Genomic DNA, 16,280 nt, shown 5'->3' with positions numbered 1-16,280 from the left:
GGGAGTCGAAGGTCTACAATTGTCTCGACTCCACTCAACATGGCATATCTCTTCCTTAAGAATATACTGACTTAACTTTCTCTCTCAAGTTATATCCTGAAGCCATTACCTCGCCATAAGCACCGGCGGTTCTGATAGCTATTAAATCATTACGCTCTGACGCAGGAAGTTCCACTTCTTTTCCGAAACAATCAGTTGATTCGCAGATAGGGCCAACGACATCGTATTTATTACTTTCGGCAACATCACCTTTGGAAATATTCTCAATCTTATGATAAGCCTGGTAAAGCATCGGGCGCATCAGTTCTGTCATACCCGCATCCAGGATAAGGAAGTTTTTCTTTATACCGTTTTTTACATATAAAACCCGGCTGATCAGGCTGCCCGACTGCGCAACCAGCGCGCGACCTAATTCGAAGTGAATTTCCTGTGCCGGTTTCCTTTCCAGAAACTGATCGAACACTTTAAAATATCCTTCAAAATCAGGAATTGTATTAGTATCAGGATGGTGATAATCCACCCCGAAACCACCGCCCACATTTAGAACTTTCAAATTGAAGCCCCGCTCTTCAAACCATTGATGCAATTCATTTACCTTCACACAAAGGCTTTTAAAAACATTCAGGTCAGTGATTTGCGAGCCGATATGAAAATGAATACCAATAAGTTCGAGATTTGGCGACTGCCGCAGCGCGTCCGCGCAATCATTTAGCTCCCATTGGTTTATACCAAATTTATTCTCTTCTAAACCGGTTGTAATGTTGTGGTGAGTATGGGCGTCAACATTGGGGTTAATACGGATTGCAACCTTAGCTTTCTTACCTTTTACACCGGCCAGCGAGTTTATCACGCCTAATTCCTGTAACGACTCAACGTTAAATGAAAAGATATCAAGATCAAGGGCCTGATTAATTTCCTTATCAGATTTCCCAACGCCGGCAAAAACGATTTTGGAAGGATCAAAGCCAACTTCAGCGGCTTTTAAAACCTCATTTCCACTAACGCAATCTGCACCCAATCCGGCTTGTCTAATCTTTGAAATCACAGTTGGGTTAAAGTTGGCTTTCATAGCATAATGCACATGAAAGTTATACCGGTTTGCAGCGTTGGTGCAGGCGTCCAATGTTTGCTGTAAAACATTCAGATCGTAGTAGTAAAATGGTGTTTCCTCATTTTGGAAACGATTTAATATATCTTGATTAAACATGAATTATCCACTTTGTGACGTTAATTTTCGCTGATTTTGTCAGGCTGAGCGGAGTCGAAGCCTTATTTTAATTCAAATTTCGACCCGCTCAATGTGGCACTTGTAACTATTATTTGTCAAGTTGAGCCGAAATCCTGATTTAAAACAACCTGTTATGCAAACTTCGAAGCGCTTCCGTTTTATCTGCTGTATTTACAAGAAGCGAAATATTGTTGTTGCTGCCTCCGTATGATACCATGCGAAGCGGAATGTGCTTTAACGCGTCGAGCACCCTGGAAGCGTAACCATGTTGCTCGGCACCGAAATCGCCTACTACACAAATGATAGTTTGATCCTTATCGAGTTCTACCGAACCAAAGTCATTTAAATCCTTAATGATATCCTGCAAATAATCAGTTTCATCGATTGTTAAAGAAACGGCCACTTCCGAGGTAGTGATCATATCGATCGGTGTTTTATAGCGCTCGAATATTTCAAACACGCGGCGCAAAAATCCATAAGCAAGCAGCATACGGCTCGACTGAATTTTAATAGCCGTAATTCCGTCTTTGGCTGCAATCGATTTGATTTTTCCTTTCTCGCTATCGTTTGTAATCAATGTTCCGGCAGCCGAAGGCTCCATCGTGTTTAATAAACGAACGGGAATTTTATATTTCTGAGCCGGAAAAACGCTCTGCGGATGCAGGATTTTAGCTCCGAAATAAGCAAGCTCGGCTGCTTCGTCGAATGAAAGCTGCGCAATCGGTGAAGTTCCTTTAACGATACGCGGATCGTTATTGTGCATTCCGTCAATATCAGTCCATATCTGCACTTCTTCCGCCCGGATAGCGGCACCGATGAGCGAAGCTGTATAATCGCTTCCGCCACGACGAAGGTTATCGATTTCGCCAAATGAGTTGCGGCAGATGTATCCCTGGGTGATGAATAAAGTTTTATCCGGATGTTTATCAATCAGGGGCTGTAAATGCTGACCGATAAATTCAACCATCGGCTCATTATCTTCATCGATCTTCATAAAATCAAGCGCCGGTAAAAGCACCGATGATACGCCGATCTCATTTAGATAAAAATGGTACAAGGTAGTTGAAAGCAGCTCGCCCTGCGCCAGGATAATCTTCTCTTCGATTGGCGTAAACAGCTCATTCGAAAAACCCGATATCAGGTTAAAATGATAATCGATAAGGTTTTTACCGTTTGTAAGCCCTTCCTTAGAAGTGAAAAGTTCATTAATGAACAACTCATATTTATCGTGTAATGCCTTTGTAAGTTCTTTCGCCTTTCGCTTATCGCCGTTCAAATAGGCGTTAGAAATTTCGACAAGGCTATTCGTGGTGCCGGAAACAGCTGACAATACCACAATTTGTTTTTCCTCCGGACGGACGATATCCAGTAATTTTTTCATCCGTTCGGGACTACCTACAGAGGTTCCTCCAAATTTTAAAATTTTCATTCTACGGCTTAAGCTTCGATATTTTAACTAAGTAAATAAGGTTTTATTCGGGCGCTAAAATTAGTCAAAAAGGTGGGATTAACGCGTTTAAAGTGAATTAATTTGAAGAAAAATCACGTTCTGAAATTGATGGGAAGCAACGCTGTGAAGTTCATAGAGATGGCTTTTTTTAGCTACTGTATACGTGCTTCTCGACTGCAAGAAAAACTTACGATTTTTTTTTAAAAAAACAATGACAGACACTCTTTGGTCGCTTCTGTCCGCTGTAGTTTTGCTTGATTACGCAAATGAGCGGAATTGCTGAACGATACAAAAGCTGCCGCTTCCAATGAGTTTATTGATGTTAATACAATTCTTCTATGTTCAGATTGCCGGGCGCAACCGAAAACCAAGGATTAGTCCTTGCCCTTTAGCCCCGATAGCAGCGGTTACTCCGAACGAAGGGAAGATTTGTGTAGCGGGGTTAGGAGTAAAAGCGGATAGCGGGAACAAACTTTAAATCTTGAACTAACATTGCGCTTCAATAATAATCTGTTTAACGACGTAATTAATGTTGGCTAAAATTCATTGACTGGATGAAAATTAAAATGATTTTTCTATAAAACTTTAATTGATTTTAATTTCTTTTTAAGAAAAGCAATGACGGCATACATTGGCCGCTTCAGTCCCACTGTCCGCTGTAGTTTTGCTGGTTATGCAAAAATGATCGCAACTGCTGAACGACGCAAAAGCTGCCGCTACCATTGGGTTTATTGATGGCAGGACAGTTCTGCTATGTTCAGCTTGCCCGGCAACTGCCAAAAATTATGGAACAGCCCTTGCATTTTAGCCCGGATTGAAGCGGATACCGGCCCAAGTGGCTAATGCCTGTGTAGTATTAGCGGAAAGCCGGAATATACTTTAATTGCAGGATGGACATTGCGCTTCAAAAAGATTTAATTAAACAAAAATCAACTCATTTAAATACAGTCTAGCGTTAAAATAAAATGCCGCCATTATCAGTATGATTGCTCAAAAAACAAATCGCTCAAAAACTCATCTTTCAATACAACAGCTTAGCATTCTTTAAAATCAAAATTTACATAGCTCACGTTCTAAGCTGAATTTAAATCCATACCTTTACCCCATTCTCATGGGGTGCCTACTCTTCCTAACCGAAGTAACCAGGCTGAGATTATACCCATCGTTTGAGTTTAAAGTCATAAGTACTAAGTTATAAGCCCTGCCTTGATACTTTCTACTAACTACTCAACCGAGCACCTGATCCGGATAATGCCGGCGTAGGGATTTTGATAAACAAGCTTACATATTGCCCCTGTATGTTGTGCGCAAATAAATTTTATGCCGCAATTATTACTTTTTGACGTCCAGGAATGGGTCTCGCTTTTTATCGATCAGTTTAAGCATACCACAGTTTTTGAATGGCTGGCCGTTGGATTTGGCGTTGCCGAAGTATTGCTTGCCAGGAAAAATAACGTTCTCCTCTATCCTGCCGGGATCATTGCAACTGTTATTTCTACTGTGCTGTTGTTTAATGTCCAGTTATATGCAGAATCTGGATTAAATATTTATTACCTGGTGATGAGTGTTTACGGATGGATCCATTGGCACCGGAACAGAAATGAACCGGAACTCCCGATCACATCATCAAGCCGTGATGATTGGTTCATCACCCTGGCGGTTTCATTCGGCGGCTGGCTTGTATTATATCTTATTCTAAAATATTTTACTCCTTCCACGGTCCCTGTTTTGGATTCTTTTGTCTCGGCGACAGCCTGGGCCGGGATGTGGCTTTTAGCCCGAAGAAAGGTCGAAAACTGGATCTTATTGAATATTTCGAACCTGGTAGCCATTCCTCTTTTGTTTCACAAACAACTGATTCTGTTTGCATTGCTAACTATTTTCCTGTTCGTAATCGCCATTTTTGGTTATCTCGACTGGAAAAAACTTTTAAAAAAGAACCCGACACAAACCTTACAAGCCGCATGAATGTGATTGCTGATCATCCATCTAAACAATTAACTTCCGGCCAGGCAGACCTTATTCGGAACGAAGCTCCAGAAGCTGAAAAGATCAGCCAGTTAACGCCAAAACAACTCGGCCTTATTTATGATCAGAGATGGTTCAACGCCTATATCCCTAAAGAATTGGGCGGACTTGAGCTTAGCCTTCCAAAAATCGTTAAACTGGAAGAAGCCCTTAGCTGGGCGGATGGAAGCCTGGGCTGGACGATGACACTTTGCAGCGGCGCCGCTTTTTTTGCCGGATATCTTGACAAACAACTTGCGGCGGAAATCTTTAGTGATAAAAAAACAATTCTTGCAGGAAGCGGTGCAAGTACCGGCACTGCCGACATAACCGATGACGGATTTATAGTTAACGGAAACTGGCTTTATGCCTCCGGAATTCTGCACGCGACACATTTAACGGCCAATTGCATCATTCGGAAAAATAACATCGTGCAAAAGAACGAGGACGGCAGTGATATGATCCGCTCGTTTATTTTCAGGAAAGAAGAAGCAACGATACTTCCGGGCTGGAATTATATGGGGTTAAAGGCTACCGGTAGTCACTGGTACGAAGTCAGGAATTTAACGGTTCCGAAAAACAGGATGTTCTGCATCGATCCGGAACATGCAACAGATCAAAATATAATTTTTAACTATCCCTTCCTGCAGCTCGCCGAAGCTACGTTGGTCGCAAACTTCAGCGGAATGGCTATTCATTTCCTGGAGTTGGCTGAAGTGTGTGTTCAATCAAAAAATAATCTATCCAACGCTAAGTCGAAATATATTGACGGCAAAAAAGAACAACTTTTAAACGATTTCAATATCCACCGCGGTTCATTCTTCAAAGCGCTCGACGCTTCATGGAATGAATTGGAAACGCGGAAACCCATCACTGAAGAAACCTTAAAAAACGTCAGTACAACCAGTCGGAAACTGGCTCATAGCGCGCTTAAACTTGTCGACGACTTATACCCTTTCTGCGGAATGCAGGCCGCCAACAGCGATTCAGAAATTAACCGTGTCTGGCGGGATATTCATACGGCGAGCCAACATTCATTGTTAACTTTTCCGTTTAACTAAAGTTGAGCCGGATTATTCTTTTACCTGTTTGATAAAAATATTCCTCAAAATGAGTGCGACGACACATAGCGCCAGAAATATCAGGAGCCACTCTGTCAACCCAATATGATATTGTCCAATTTTCATGTTACTATTCAGTTTAATATCGGCATGCAAATGGGTAAATGAAGTACATTCCATAATATAACCGGCCGATAATGACGATATTAAAGGAAAGCAACCCGATGACTTTAAATATAGGCTTAATTAAAGTAGTAACCCGCAGTTTATCTATTTATATTAATTTAAATTGATCGCCTTCTGGCTGAACGAGCTTGAGCTTATCTATTCATAAAACGTTACGGGGCAATTTATTAGGTTTGGTTTTGGCTTAAAAGTAACAATAAGACCGTCACAAGTTCTGATTTGTTCTAACAGTGTGTCATTAGCTCCGTTCAGGTCGCTTTATAGCGCGTTAATTTTATTCGTATTTTTCTTATTTTGGATACCACTCAAAACCTTCCCTAAATGGACACCCAACTTCCCGGAAACAAGAAGACCTTGTATATTGTCGCAGCGGTTGCCGCCTTTTTATGTATCGGCATCGGCAGTTACTTTCTCCTTAAAAAACCCGCCTCGGAAAAAATCGATCCGGCGTTCGGTAAATACATCGATTCGTATACTTCGGGGGTTATTTCCAAAAGAGGAACCATTCTGATTCATCTCGCTTCTGAGGTAAGCACACTTCACAATCAGGGCCAGGCTGAGGATCAGGATTTATTTGAGTTCGACCCCGCTGTTAAAGGAAAAAGCTATTGGCTGGATGCGAAAACAATTGAATTCCGGCCCGCTCAGCCCCTGGCACCAGGAACGGAATATCACACCATTTTTAAGTTAGGAAAAGTCACCAAAGTGGCTGCTGATCTGGACGAATTCGAGTTCAATTTCCGGATAGTAAAACCATCCTTCGAAATGGAAGAAAACGGTTTAAAAGCGGCCGTCACCTCTTCACTCGATAAAATGAAATTTACGGGCGTCATTTATACGGCCGATTACGAAAATGACGCCAGCATTCAAAAGCTTATTACCGTTACTTACCAGGGTAAAAACTTACCCGTGAAATGGGCACATAACAGCGAACAGCATACATCTGCTTTTACCATCGAAAACATTGTACGCGGCAAAAGTGAACAGGAACTGCAGTTGAAATGGGACGGCGCGCCAATCAATTCGGATAAAAATGGTGAAAGCAAGATCAAAGTTCCTGCAGTGGGCGATTTTAAAGTGCTTACAGTAAAAGCCATTCAGGATCCGGAGCAATATGTGCTGGTTCAATTTTCGGATCCTATCCTGGTTTCGCAGGATTTAACGGGCCTCATCAGCGTCAGCAATCAAAAGGATTTACGATACACCATTGACGGAAGTGAAATAAAAATTTACGCACCCGACCGCCTGGAAGGCGATTATTCCGTAACAGTTAATGAAGGAATCGAAAATATCGTCGCTAAAAAGATCACGGCGACAATGGCCGCTAACGTCAACTTCGAAAACCAGTTACCCTCAGTTACAATTCCGGGAAAAGGCACCATTTTGCCTAATTCAGGCAAGCTTACGTTTCCTTTTGAAGCAATTAATCTAAATGCCGTTGACGTTACTATTATTAAGATTTATGAAAATAATATCCCCCAATACCTGCAGGCAAATGATGCAAATGGCGGCAACGATCTGAGAAGAGTTGCCAAACCGGTGATACAAAAAACCATCCGGCTGGACGGCGACAAAAGCTTGAATCTGAAGAAAAAGAACCGCTTTTCCTTAGATATTGACAAGTTTCTGCGCGCCGAGCCTGGAGCCATTTATCGCATCACCATTGGATTCCGGAAGTCGTACTCCATTTTCGCCTGTCAAGATGTATCAGCTTCCGGAACGCAAAGCGATGATGACGAAGACGGGAATAACTATGGTGAAAAGATCGACGAAGATGATGACTTCTGGACTCGTTACAACAACTATTATCCCGCAGGTTATAACTGGGATGAGCGTGAAGACCCCTGCTCGGATTCATATTACACTACCGAACGCTGGGCGTCGCGGAATGTACTTGCATCCAATATTGGTTTAATTACCAAGCGGGGCAACAACGGACAAGTGACCGTGATAGCAACGGACATTCTAACTACAATGCCGCTGCAGGGAGTTGAGCTGCAATTACTGGATTACCAGCAGCAGGTTTTACAGACTGCTACCACGAACAGTGATGGTTTGGCAACGATTGAAAATATCCGCAAGCCATTTATTCTCATTGCAAAAAAAGGTTCCGAGCGCGGCTATCTGAAACTTGACGATGGCAGTTCGCTTCCTTTAAGCCGCTTTAATGTAAACGGCGATGTAGTGCAAAACGGCATCAAAGGCTTCATTTACGGCGAACGCGGTGTTTGGCGTCCGGGCGATTCAATTTACATGAGTTTTATCCTGGAAGACAAGGAAAACAAGCTACCGGAAGGGCATCCGATCAGTCTCGAGTTTTATAATCCGAAGGGGCAACTGAATAACCGCATCATTCAAACGAAGTCGTTAAATGGATTTTATACATTCCGTTTAGCTACTAACACTACCGCTCCTACCGGTAACTGGCTGGCAAAAGTAAAGGTTGGAGGCGCAGTATTCCAGAAGTCGGTTAAAGTCGAAACCGTTATGCCCAACCGGCTTAAAATCAACCTAGACTTTGGAGGTAAAAAAGAATTGGTCAAAGGCACATCCGCGAATGGGACCCTTTCAGCGAGGTGGCTTTTTGGAGCGAGCGTTCAAAATTTAAAGGCAAAAGTAGATGTCACTCTAAATCCCGGAAAAACGACTTTTAAAAACTTTAATGGCTATGTTTTTGATGATCCCACAAGTGCTTTCCAGGCTGAAAATAAAACGATATTCGATGGCCGCTTAAACGGCAATGGCAGTGCGGCGATCCAGGCGGATATCAGTTCAACTACTGCAGCGCCGGGGATATTGAATGCTAACTTCACAACAAAAGTATTTGAGCCGGGCGGCAATTTCAGCATCAATAACTTCTCTATTCCCTACCATGTTTATAATTCATACGCGGGAATAAAGGTTCCGGAAGGCGACCGTTTGTCAGGGCGGCTGCTTACCGATCAGAACCACGTCATCAGTATTGCAAATGTTGATACTGACGGAAAACTCATTGGCGGAAACCGGCAGGTACAGGTTGAACTGTATAAAATTCAGTGGCGCTGGTGGTGGGATCAGGAAGATCAGAGCCTGAGTAACTTTACTCAAAACCGCTACAACCAGCTTTTGCGTAAAGAGGTAATTAGCCTTACTAACGGAACGGCCAAATGGAACTTAAAAATCAACTATCCTGATTGGGGCAGGTACCTTGTACGGGTTAAAGATCTGCAAAGCGGCCATACTACCGGCGAAACATTATACATCGACTGGCCGGGCTGGGCCGAGCGTGAACAGCAGAACAATCCAACCGATGCTTCGATGTTGTCGTTTACCGCGAATAAAGAAAAATACAAAGTTGGCGAAGAAGTGACCCTGACAATTCCATCTAGCAAAGGCGGCCGCGGGTTGGTAAGCATCGAAAATGGAAGTAAGGTTTTAAAAACCTGGTGGATTGAAACGCAGCAGGGACAAACCAGTTTCAAATTTAATATTGAAAAAGAGATGGCCCCTAACGTTTACGCGAACGTGACGCTGCTGCAGCCACATGCCCAAACAGCCAACGATCTTCCGATCCGGATGTACGGTGTTATTCCGCTGCTGGTGGAAGATCCGCAAACGACATTAAAGCCTGTGATCAGCATAGCCGGTGTTCTGAAACCGGAAACACAAAGTTCCATCACCGTTTCCGAAAGTTCGGGTAAAGCAATGACCTATACGATTGCACTTGTAGACGATGGCTTACTCGATCTTACACGGTTTAAAACGCCGGATCCTCACGGCAGCTTCTATGCCCGTGAAGCGCTGGGCGTTAAAACCTGGGATCTGTTTGACCAGGTGATCGGTGCCTGGGGCGGCGATTTGGAACGCATACTAAGCATCGGTGGCGACGGCGACCTGAACAGGAATGTAAATCCCGCGAAAGCGAACCGCTTCAAGCCTGTGGTCAAATTCCTCGGTCCGTTCGCTATTGGCAAAGGCGAAAAGAAAACACACCAGTTTAAGCTTCCGCAATATGTCGGCTCAGTTCGGGCAATGGTGATCGCCGGCCAGGATGGCGCTTACGGTTATGCGGAAAAGACAGTAGAGGTAAAACAACCGCTGATGTTGCTGGCAACGCTCCCGCGTGTCGCCGGTCCGGGCGAAACTTTCAAACTTCCCATCACGGTGTTTGCCATGGAAAACAGGATTAAAACGGTTAACCTGAAAATCGAAACGAATAACATGCTGACATCCTCGGGAACTAATCAGGTACTGACGTTTGATAAGCCTGGTGAAAAAATGGCTTTCGCCGATATAAACGTGAAGGATTTAATCGGTGTGGCGAAGGTCAAAATTACCGCAACAAGCGGAAGCGACAAAACTTCGTACGAGGTTGAGCTTGATGTTCGAAACCCGAATCCGTATATCACAGCTGTAACCGGCGCTGAATTACCTGCCGGTAAAAGCTGGTCGGCCACACTAACACCGATTGGAACCGGTGGAACAAACAGCAGCATGCTGGAGATCTCCGCAATTCCGCCAATGAATCTCACCAAAAGATTAAATTATTTGATCCAGTATCCGCATGGTTGTGTAGAACAGATAACTTCAGCGGCTTTCCCGCAATTGTTGTTAAACCAGGTGACCGACTTAACCGAGCCGCAGAAGGCAAACATCACCCGGAATGTAAAGGCTGCCATCAATCGCCTTCGCGGATTTCAAACTACCGACGGCGGCTTAAGCTACTGGCCGGGCGAAGGAAATTCCGATGACTGGGGAACAAATTACGCCGGACATTTTATGCTCGAAGCCCAGGCACGCGGTTACAGTTTGCCGGCAGGATTTTTAGACCAATGGAAAAAATACCAGCGTAACAAAGCCGTGTCCTGGATTCCAAACTCGGCGAACTTTTATGGCGGTGATCTGATCCAGTCCTACCGGTTATACTTGCTTGCTTTGGCAAAATCGCCCGAAATTGGCGCGATGAACCGGCTCAAAGAGTTTCAATATTTATCGTCCCAAGCAAAATGGCGGTTAGCGGATGCTTATAAAATGATTGGCCAGAACGAAATTGCAGGCAGCCTGGTTAAAGGGCTGACAACTGCAGTCAAACAGTATAATCAATTGGGACAAACATTCGGCTCTGATCTGCGCGACCAGGCAATGATCATGGAAACATTAACAGATTTGGGAAACCGGCAGGAAGCGGGTAAACTTCTGCAGTCTATTGCTGCCCAACTTTCGCAGGACCAATGGTACAGCACACAAACAACCGCCTATTCGCTGATCGCGATTGCTAAATATTGCGGCGTTGCCAAAACCGGCCCCAAACTAACATACACATATGCTTTAAACGGTTCGAAAAAATCGGTTAGTTCCGGCTCATTCATCAACCGGTTCCCTGGCGGTTCAACAGGTAATGTATCGGTTGTTAACCAGGGAAGCAACAGGTTGTACGTCAGGCTTATCCGGCAAGGTCAGGCTCCGGTCGGGTCGGATCTTCAAACCACAAATGATCCGTCTTCATTGGATATAAATGTAGTTTATAAAACTCAGTCCGGCGAGGTTGTGGATGCTGCAAAACTGCCTCAGGGCAAGGATTTCGTCGCGGAAGTTACCATTAAAAATCCAGGCAACAGGGGTTATTATGAGCAAATGGCGCTCACGCAGATATTTTCTTCAGGCTGGGAGATTATAAATACACGGCTGAACGACCAGGAAAGCGCAGCGGCATCGTCGTCCTACACGTATCGTGATATTCGCGATGACCGGGTGCTGACGTATTTTAACATCCGCGCAGGCGAAACGCTGACGTTTAAGGTATTGTTGAATGCTTCTTATTTGGGCAGATATTACCTGCCGGCAACGAATTGCTCGGCCATGTACGATAATTCGATCCAGGCAACGACAACTGGAAAGTGGGTGGAAGTAGTTAAGTAAAAAGCTGATTGAAAAAATTTTATAGTCGGTTAAGGCGGCCCAAAGTATTTATACCGGTTGTTTTGGGAATCGGCATGTTAACCTGGTTTTGGTTTTCACTTCCTCTTACACTGTTTAAAGCGCCTACTTCTTTCGTGGTTGAAGCCGATAACGGTGAGCTTTTAAGCGCATCCATTGCCAGCGACGGGCAGTGGCGTTTTCCGGCAAATGATTCCGTTCCGGAGAAATTTGCAAAGTGTATCACTGTTTATGAGGACAACCGGTTTTTTTATCATCCAGGTTTTGATCCGTTGGCGATGGCGCGTGCCATTAGTCAAAACTTGAATGCAAAGCGTGTTGTAAGCGGAGGAAGTACATTAACCATGCAGGTTATCCGGCTCAGTCGAAACAGGCCGCGTACCATTTGGCAAAAAATTATTGAATTAATCGTCGCCCTAAGGTTGGAAATGACCTTTTCGAAAAAGGAAATCCTGACGCTTTATGCCGGCAATGCACCCTTTGGAACCAATGTAATTGGCCTGGAAGCAGCAGCCTGGCGTTATTTCGGCCGAAGTGCGGACAAATTATCCTGGGGAGAGACAGCGACCTTAGCCGTTTTGCCAAATTCTCCATCGCTGGTTCATCCGGGCAGAAACAGGAACAGCCTGTTAGCAAAACGCAACCGTTTGCTTGACAGATTGCAAACGGAAAAAGTTATCGATCCGGTTACCTGCCGCCTTGCCAGGCTGGAACCTATTCCCGATAAACCGCTGCCTCTCCCGCAGCTGGCTCCTCACCTGCTTTCGAGGTTTAAAGCGGATTATAAAAAACAGCCGGAAGGTGTTACCCTTATCAAAAGCACCGTTAAACTTGCGTTACAGCAAAATGTCAGTTCGTTGCTTCAGCGCTATCACCAAACGCTTAAAGCAAATGGAATAAATAATGCCGCCGCCTTAGTTTTAGATGTAGAAACAGGGAACGCGCTGGCCTACGTTGGTAATATCAACGAACCGAACAATCCTGAAATGGAAAGCTACGTAGATATGATTCCTTCGCTGCGAAGCCCGGGAAGCACGCTCAAGCCCTTGTTATATGCTAGCATGCTTACGGACGGATTGATTTTACCGAACACCTTAATCCCGGATATCCCAACACAAATTGGTGGTTACACACCTCAAAATTTTGATTTGGGTTATGACGGAGCCATTCCCGCTTCAAAAGCGCTGAGCCGGTCGTTGAATATTCCCGCGGTTAAAATGCTGCAGCAATATAAATACGAACGTTTTCATCAGCAGTTAAAAAAGCTGGGAATGACAACATTAGTTAAACCAGCGGATTTCTACGGGTTATCGCTTATCCTTGGCGGCTGTGAAACTTCCATGTGGGAACTCTCGGGTATTTATGCAAGTATGGCCAGAACGCTGAATCATTTTGATCAAAATAATCGTCAGTACGATCAGGCAGATTATCATGCTCCGAAATATATCTTAAAGACGTTAGAGAAGTCTGAACATTCAAAGTCCCCTTCATCTGTTATCGATTACGGGTCGTTATGGTTTACCTTCCAGGCGATGCAGGAAGTAATGCGTCCGGGGGAAGAAGGATTGTGGGAGCAGTTTTCATCATCACAAAAAATCGGGTGGAAAACAGGTACAAGCTTCGGCTTCCGCGACGGTTGGGCGATTGGCTCAACCTCAAAATATGTAGTGTGTGTTTGGGTTGGAAATGCCGATGGCGAAGGCCGTCCCGGCTTAACGGGAATTGAAACGGCTGCTCCCATCCTGTTTGATATTTTCGACCTGCTGCCGCGATCAGATTGGTTCAAATCGCCGGTCGACCGGCTCATGCGAATCGAAGTTTGCAGACAGAGCGGCTTTCGTGCCGGTAAAAATTGCCCGGATAAGGATACGACCTTCGTTCAGATTCCAGGGGTTAAATCACCGGTTTGCCCGTACCATCAATTGGTTCACCTGGATAAAACAGGAACATTCCAGGTTACTTCGGATTGCGAATCACCGGAAAACATGCTTCATAAAAGCTGGTTCGTCTTGCCGCCGTCGATGGAATATTATTATAAACTACGTCATCGCGATTACGAGTCGTTGCCTGCTTTTAAAACATCTTGCCTGATTAACCAGGATGATTACCGGCCGATGGAACTCATCTATCCGAAAAACAATGCGAAAGTTTATATACCAGTCGAAATTGACGGCAGTCGTGGTAAAATGATCCTTAATGCTGCGCACAGGAATTCGGAAGCAAAGATTTTCTGGCACCTGGATAATCAATATATTGCAACCACAACCGACTATCATGAACTGGCTTTAAGTCCGCCCGACGGAAAGCATACTATCACCCTGATTGACGATAAAGGAAACAGGCTGGTGCAGGTTTTTGAGGTTTTGGATAAGAAGAGGTAGACACGTTGAGCTTATTTTTACTAACTTTGTTAGCAATGAAGCGTTCCGGATCGGCAGATTTACCTTTACATAACGGGCATGTACCCAAGTGGCTGGCCGAGAGAATGGGAAAACTTGGCCTGGCTATCACGGAAGCTATTCTGACTGAATACGGAAAAGCGGAAATGATCAGGCGCATGAGCGATCCCTTCTGGTTTCAAAGCCTCGGCGCTGTAATGGGAATGGACTGGCATTCGTCAGGAATTACAACATCTGTTATGGGTGCTTTGAAACGAGCGATCAATCCGCATTCTAAGGAAATGGGAATTTACATTTGCGGTGGCAAGGGTAAATCATCCCGTGAAACGCCGAATGAATTGATCGCAGTTAGCAACCGTACAGGACTTAACGGTAATTACCTGGTAAGATGCAGCAAGTTAAGCGCCAAGGTTGATAATACGGCCATACAAGATGGCTTTCAACTGTATCTTCATAGCTTTATTGTCAGCGATGATGGACATTGGGCAGTTGTGCAGCAAGGCATGAGCGACCGCAGTTCAACGGCAAGACGCTATCACTGGCATTCATCAAACTTAACTTCCTTTGTAAACGAACCACATACGTTCATTTACGGTAAGAACCAGGGAAAAATATTGAATATGGTAAGTCGTGATGCTTCGAACGCACGCAACACGATGCTGGAAATAAGTGCAGAGCATCCGGATAAAATGCTTTCCGAAGCCCGGAAACTGATCATGCCGGCTCATCACGATGTATGTTCCAAAGATGTAGATTTAAAACGCCTCGGTACGGTTCTTTGGCTGGCGCACGAAAAAAAACCATCCGATTTTGAGGATTTACTTTTGCTGGAAGGCCTTGGTCCGCGCACATTGCAGTCCCTTGCCCTGGTTAGCGAGGTTATCTATGGCGCACCGACCCGCTTTAATGATCCGGCGCGATTTTCGTTTGCACATGGTGGGAAGGACGGACACCCCTTTCCCGTTCCCTTAAAAGTTTATGATGAAACAATCGGAACACTTCAGAAAGCAGTTCATCAGGCTAAAATCGGGTATACAGATAAGCAGCAAGCAATAAAAAAATTGACCGAAATAGCCCAACGCGCGGAAAAAGATTTCCGGCCGAGCGCGAACTTTGAGCAGGTTATCCAAAATGAACGCGACAATTCATGGCGCTATGGCGGCAGAACTGTTTTCGGTAACGCTAAAGCGCCGGTCGATATCCAGCTTAAGCTATTTTGATGCCGCACAAACTTTATTCTCTTTATAACAAGCTGTTTGCTTAGGCCGGCCAGCCAATTATGTTGATTTTTCATTTTATCTGTTAAATTTACAGACATGCTAAATCAAATCGATCTGCAGCAGGTGCTTGTTCTGGATATAGAAACAGTGCCTCAATATGCCAATTTCAGTGAAGTTCCACCGCATTTGTCTGAACTGTGGAATCAAAAATCCCTTTATAAACGCAAGGAAAATGAAACGGCTGAAGAATATTATTCCAGGGCTGGTATCTGGGCGGAATTCGGAAAAATCGTCTGCATCTCGGTAGGTGCTTTTACCCGCCAAAGCGGAAAATTAGGTTTTAGGGTAAAATCGTTTTTCGGCCATGATGAAGCAGAATTGTTACACGGCTTTATCGATTTGTTGAATAAACAGCCGGCAGGCATTCAGCTGTGCGCCCACAATGGAAAAGAATTTGACTTTCCTTACCTCTGTCGACGCATGCTGATCAACTGTATTCCGATTCCCGAGCAACTTCAAATTAGCGGAAAAAAACCATGGGAGATCAATCACCTGGATACAATGGAACTCTGGAAGTTCGGCGACTATAAAAATTACACGTCGCTAAACCTGCTGGCTGCGATATTTAATATTCCAACTCCCAAAGACGATATTACCGGCGCAGATGTGCAGCGCGTTTACTGGAACGAAGGCGATGTAGCCCGGATTAAAACTTATTGCCAGAAAGATGTGATAACCACAGCCCAGCTATTGCTGCGTTTCAGGTGTCAGCCGCTTATTGCTGACGAAAACATTACGATTGTAGAATAGTTG

General features: G+C 44.4%; 8 protein-coding genes. 6 read left to right on the top strand and 2 right to left on the bottom strand.

Annotated elements, in window-relative coordinates; translation table 11 throughout:
• Positions 1-55: 55 nt before the first annotated feature.
• Positions 56-1,207 carry a diaminopimelate decarboxylase gene (lysA, locus tag GS399_RS05685; RefSeq protein ID WP_160843631.1) on the bottom strand — a complete coding sequence of 384 codons (1,152 nt, stop codon included), beginning with the start codon at positions 1,205-1,207 and terminating at the stop codon, positions 56-58.
• Positions 1,208-1,346: 139 nt separating this feature from the next.
• Positions 1,347-2,657 (bottom strand): aspartate kinase, encoded by a 1,311-nt coding sequence (locus tag GS399_RS05680; protein WP_160843630.1) that lies wholly within the window; start codon positions 2,655-2,657, stop codon positions 1,347-1,349.
• A 1,341-nt stretch (positions 2,658-3,998) separates the two neighbouring features.
• Between GS399_RS05680 and pnuC the strand changes: the two genes are divergently transcribed.
• From pnuC to GS399_RS05650, 6 genes are all read left to right on the top strand, one after another.
• Entirely contained in the window at positions 3,999-4,646 is a 648-nt protein-coding gene (gene pnuC, locus GS399_RS05675) for a nicotinamide riboside transporter PnuC (RefSeq protein WP_160843629.1), read from the top strand.
• Positions 4,643-5,746 carry an acyl-CoA dehydrogenase family protein gene (locus tag GS399_RS05670; RefSeq protein ID WP_160843628.1) on the top strand — a complete coding sequence of 368 codons (1,104 nt, stop codon included), beginning with the start codon at positions 4,643-4,645 and terminating at the stop codon, positions 5,744-5,746. The genes pnuC and GS399_RS05670 overlap by 4 nt, the downstream gene beginning before the upstream one ends.
• 507 nt (positions 5,747-6,253) lie before the next feature.
• Positions 6,254-11,830 (top strand): alpha-2-macroglobulin, encoded by a 5,577-nt coding sequence (locus GS399_RS05665; protein WP_160843627.1) that lies wholly within the window; start codon positions 6,254-6,256, stop codon positions 11,828-11,830.
• A gap of 8 nt (positions 11,831-11,838) precedes the next feature.
• Complete coding sequence (gene pbpC, locus GS399_RS05660) at positions 11,839-14,229, top strand: penicillin-binding protein 1C (RefSeq protein ID WP_237487872.1); 2,391 nt, start codon at positions 11,839-11,841, stop codon at positions 14,227-14,229.
• A 35-nt stretch (positions 14,230-14,264) separates the two neighbouring features.
• The gene (locus GS399_RS05655; RefSeq protein WP_160843626.1) at positions 14,265-15,467 is read left to right on the top strand and encodes a DUF763 domain-containing protein; all 1,203 of its coding nucleotides are present in this window, start codon (positions 14,265-14,267) and stop codon (positions 15,465-15,467) included.
• A gap of 96 nt (positions 15,468-15,563) precedes the next feature.
• A complete protein-coding gene (locus tag GS399_RS05650; RefSeq protein WP_160843625.1) occupies positions 15,564-16,277 on the top strand; it encodes a 3'-5' exonuclease in 714 nt (237 codons plus the stop codon).
• The last annotated feature ends 3 nt before the right edge of the window (positions 16,278-16,280 follow it).

This window comes from Hufsiella arboris, assembly GCF_009834875.1.
Taxonomy (GTDB): Bacteria; Bacteroidota; Bacteroidia; order Sphingobacteriales; family Sphingobacteriaceae; genus Hufsiella_A; species Hufsiella_A arboris.
This window is presented reverse-complemented; position numbering and strand designations above follow the sequence as displayed.

What these genes read in the sequence shown, in the direction of transcription:
- lysA (WP_160843631.1), bottom strand. Translation starts at nt 1,207, where the DNA reads ATGTTTAATCAAGATATATTAAATCGTTTCCAAAATGAGGAAACACCA.
- GS399_RS05680 (WP_160843630.1), bottom strand. Translation starts at nt 2,657, where the DNA reads ATGAAAATTTTAAAATTTGGAGGAACCTCTGTAGGTAGTCCCGAACGG.
- pnuC (WP_160843629.1), top strand. Translation starts at nt 3,999, where the DNA reads ATGCCGCAATTATTACTTTTTGACGTCCAGGAATGGGTCTCGCTTTTT.
- GS399_RS05670 (WP_160843628.1), top strand. Translation starts at nt 4,643, where the DNA reads ATGAATGTGATTGCTGATCATCCATCTAAACAATTAACTTCCGGCCAG.
- GS399_RS05665 (WP_160843627.1), top strand. Translation starts at nt 6,254, where the DNA reads ATGGACACCCAACTTCCCGGAAACAAGAAGACCTTGTATATTGTCGCA.
- GS399_RS05655 (WP_160843626.1), top strand. Translation starts at nt 14,265, where the DNA reads ATGAAGCGTTCCGGATCGGCAGATTTACCTTTACATAACGGGCATGTA.
- GS399_RS05650 (WP_160843625.1), top strand. Translation starts at nt 15,564, where the DNA reads ATGCTAAATCAAATCGATCTGCAGCAGGTGCTTGTTCTGGATATAGAA.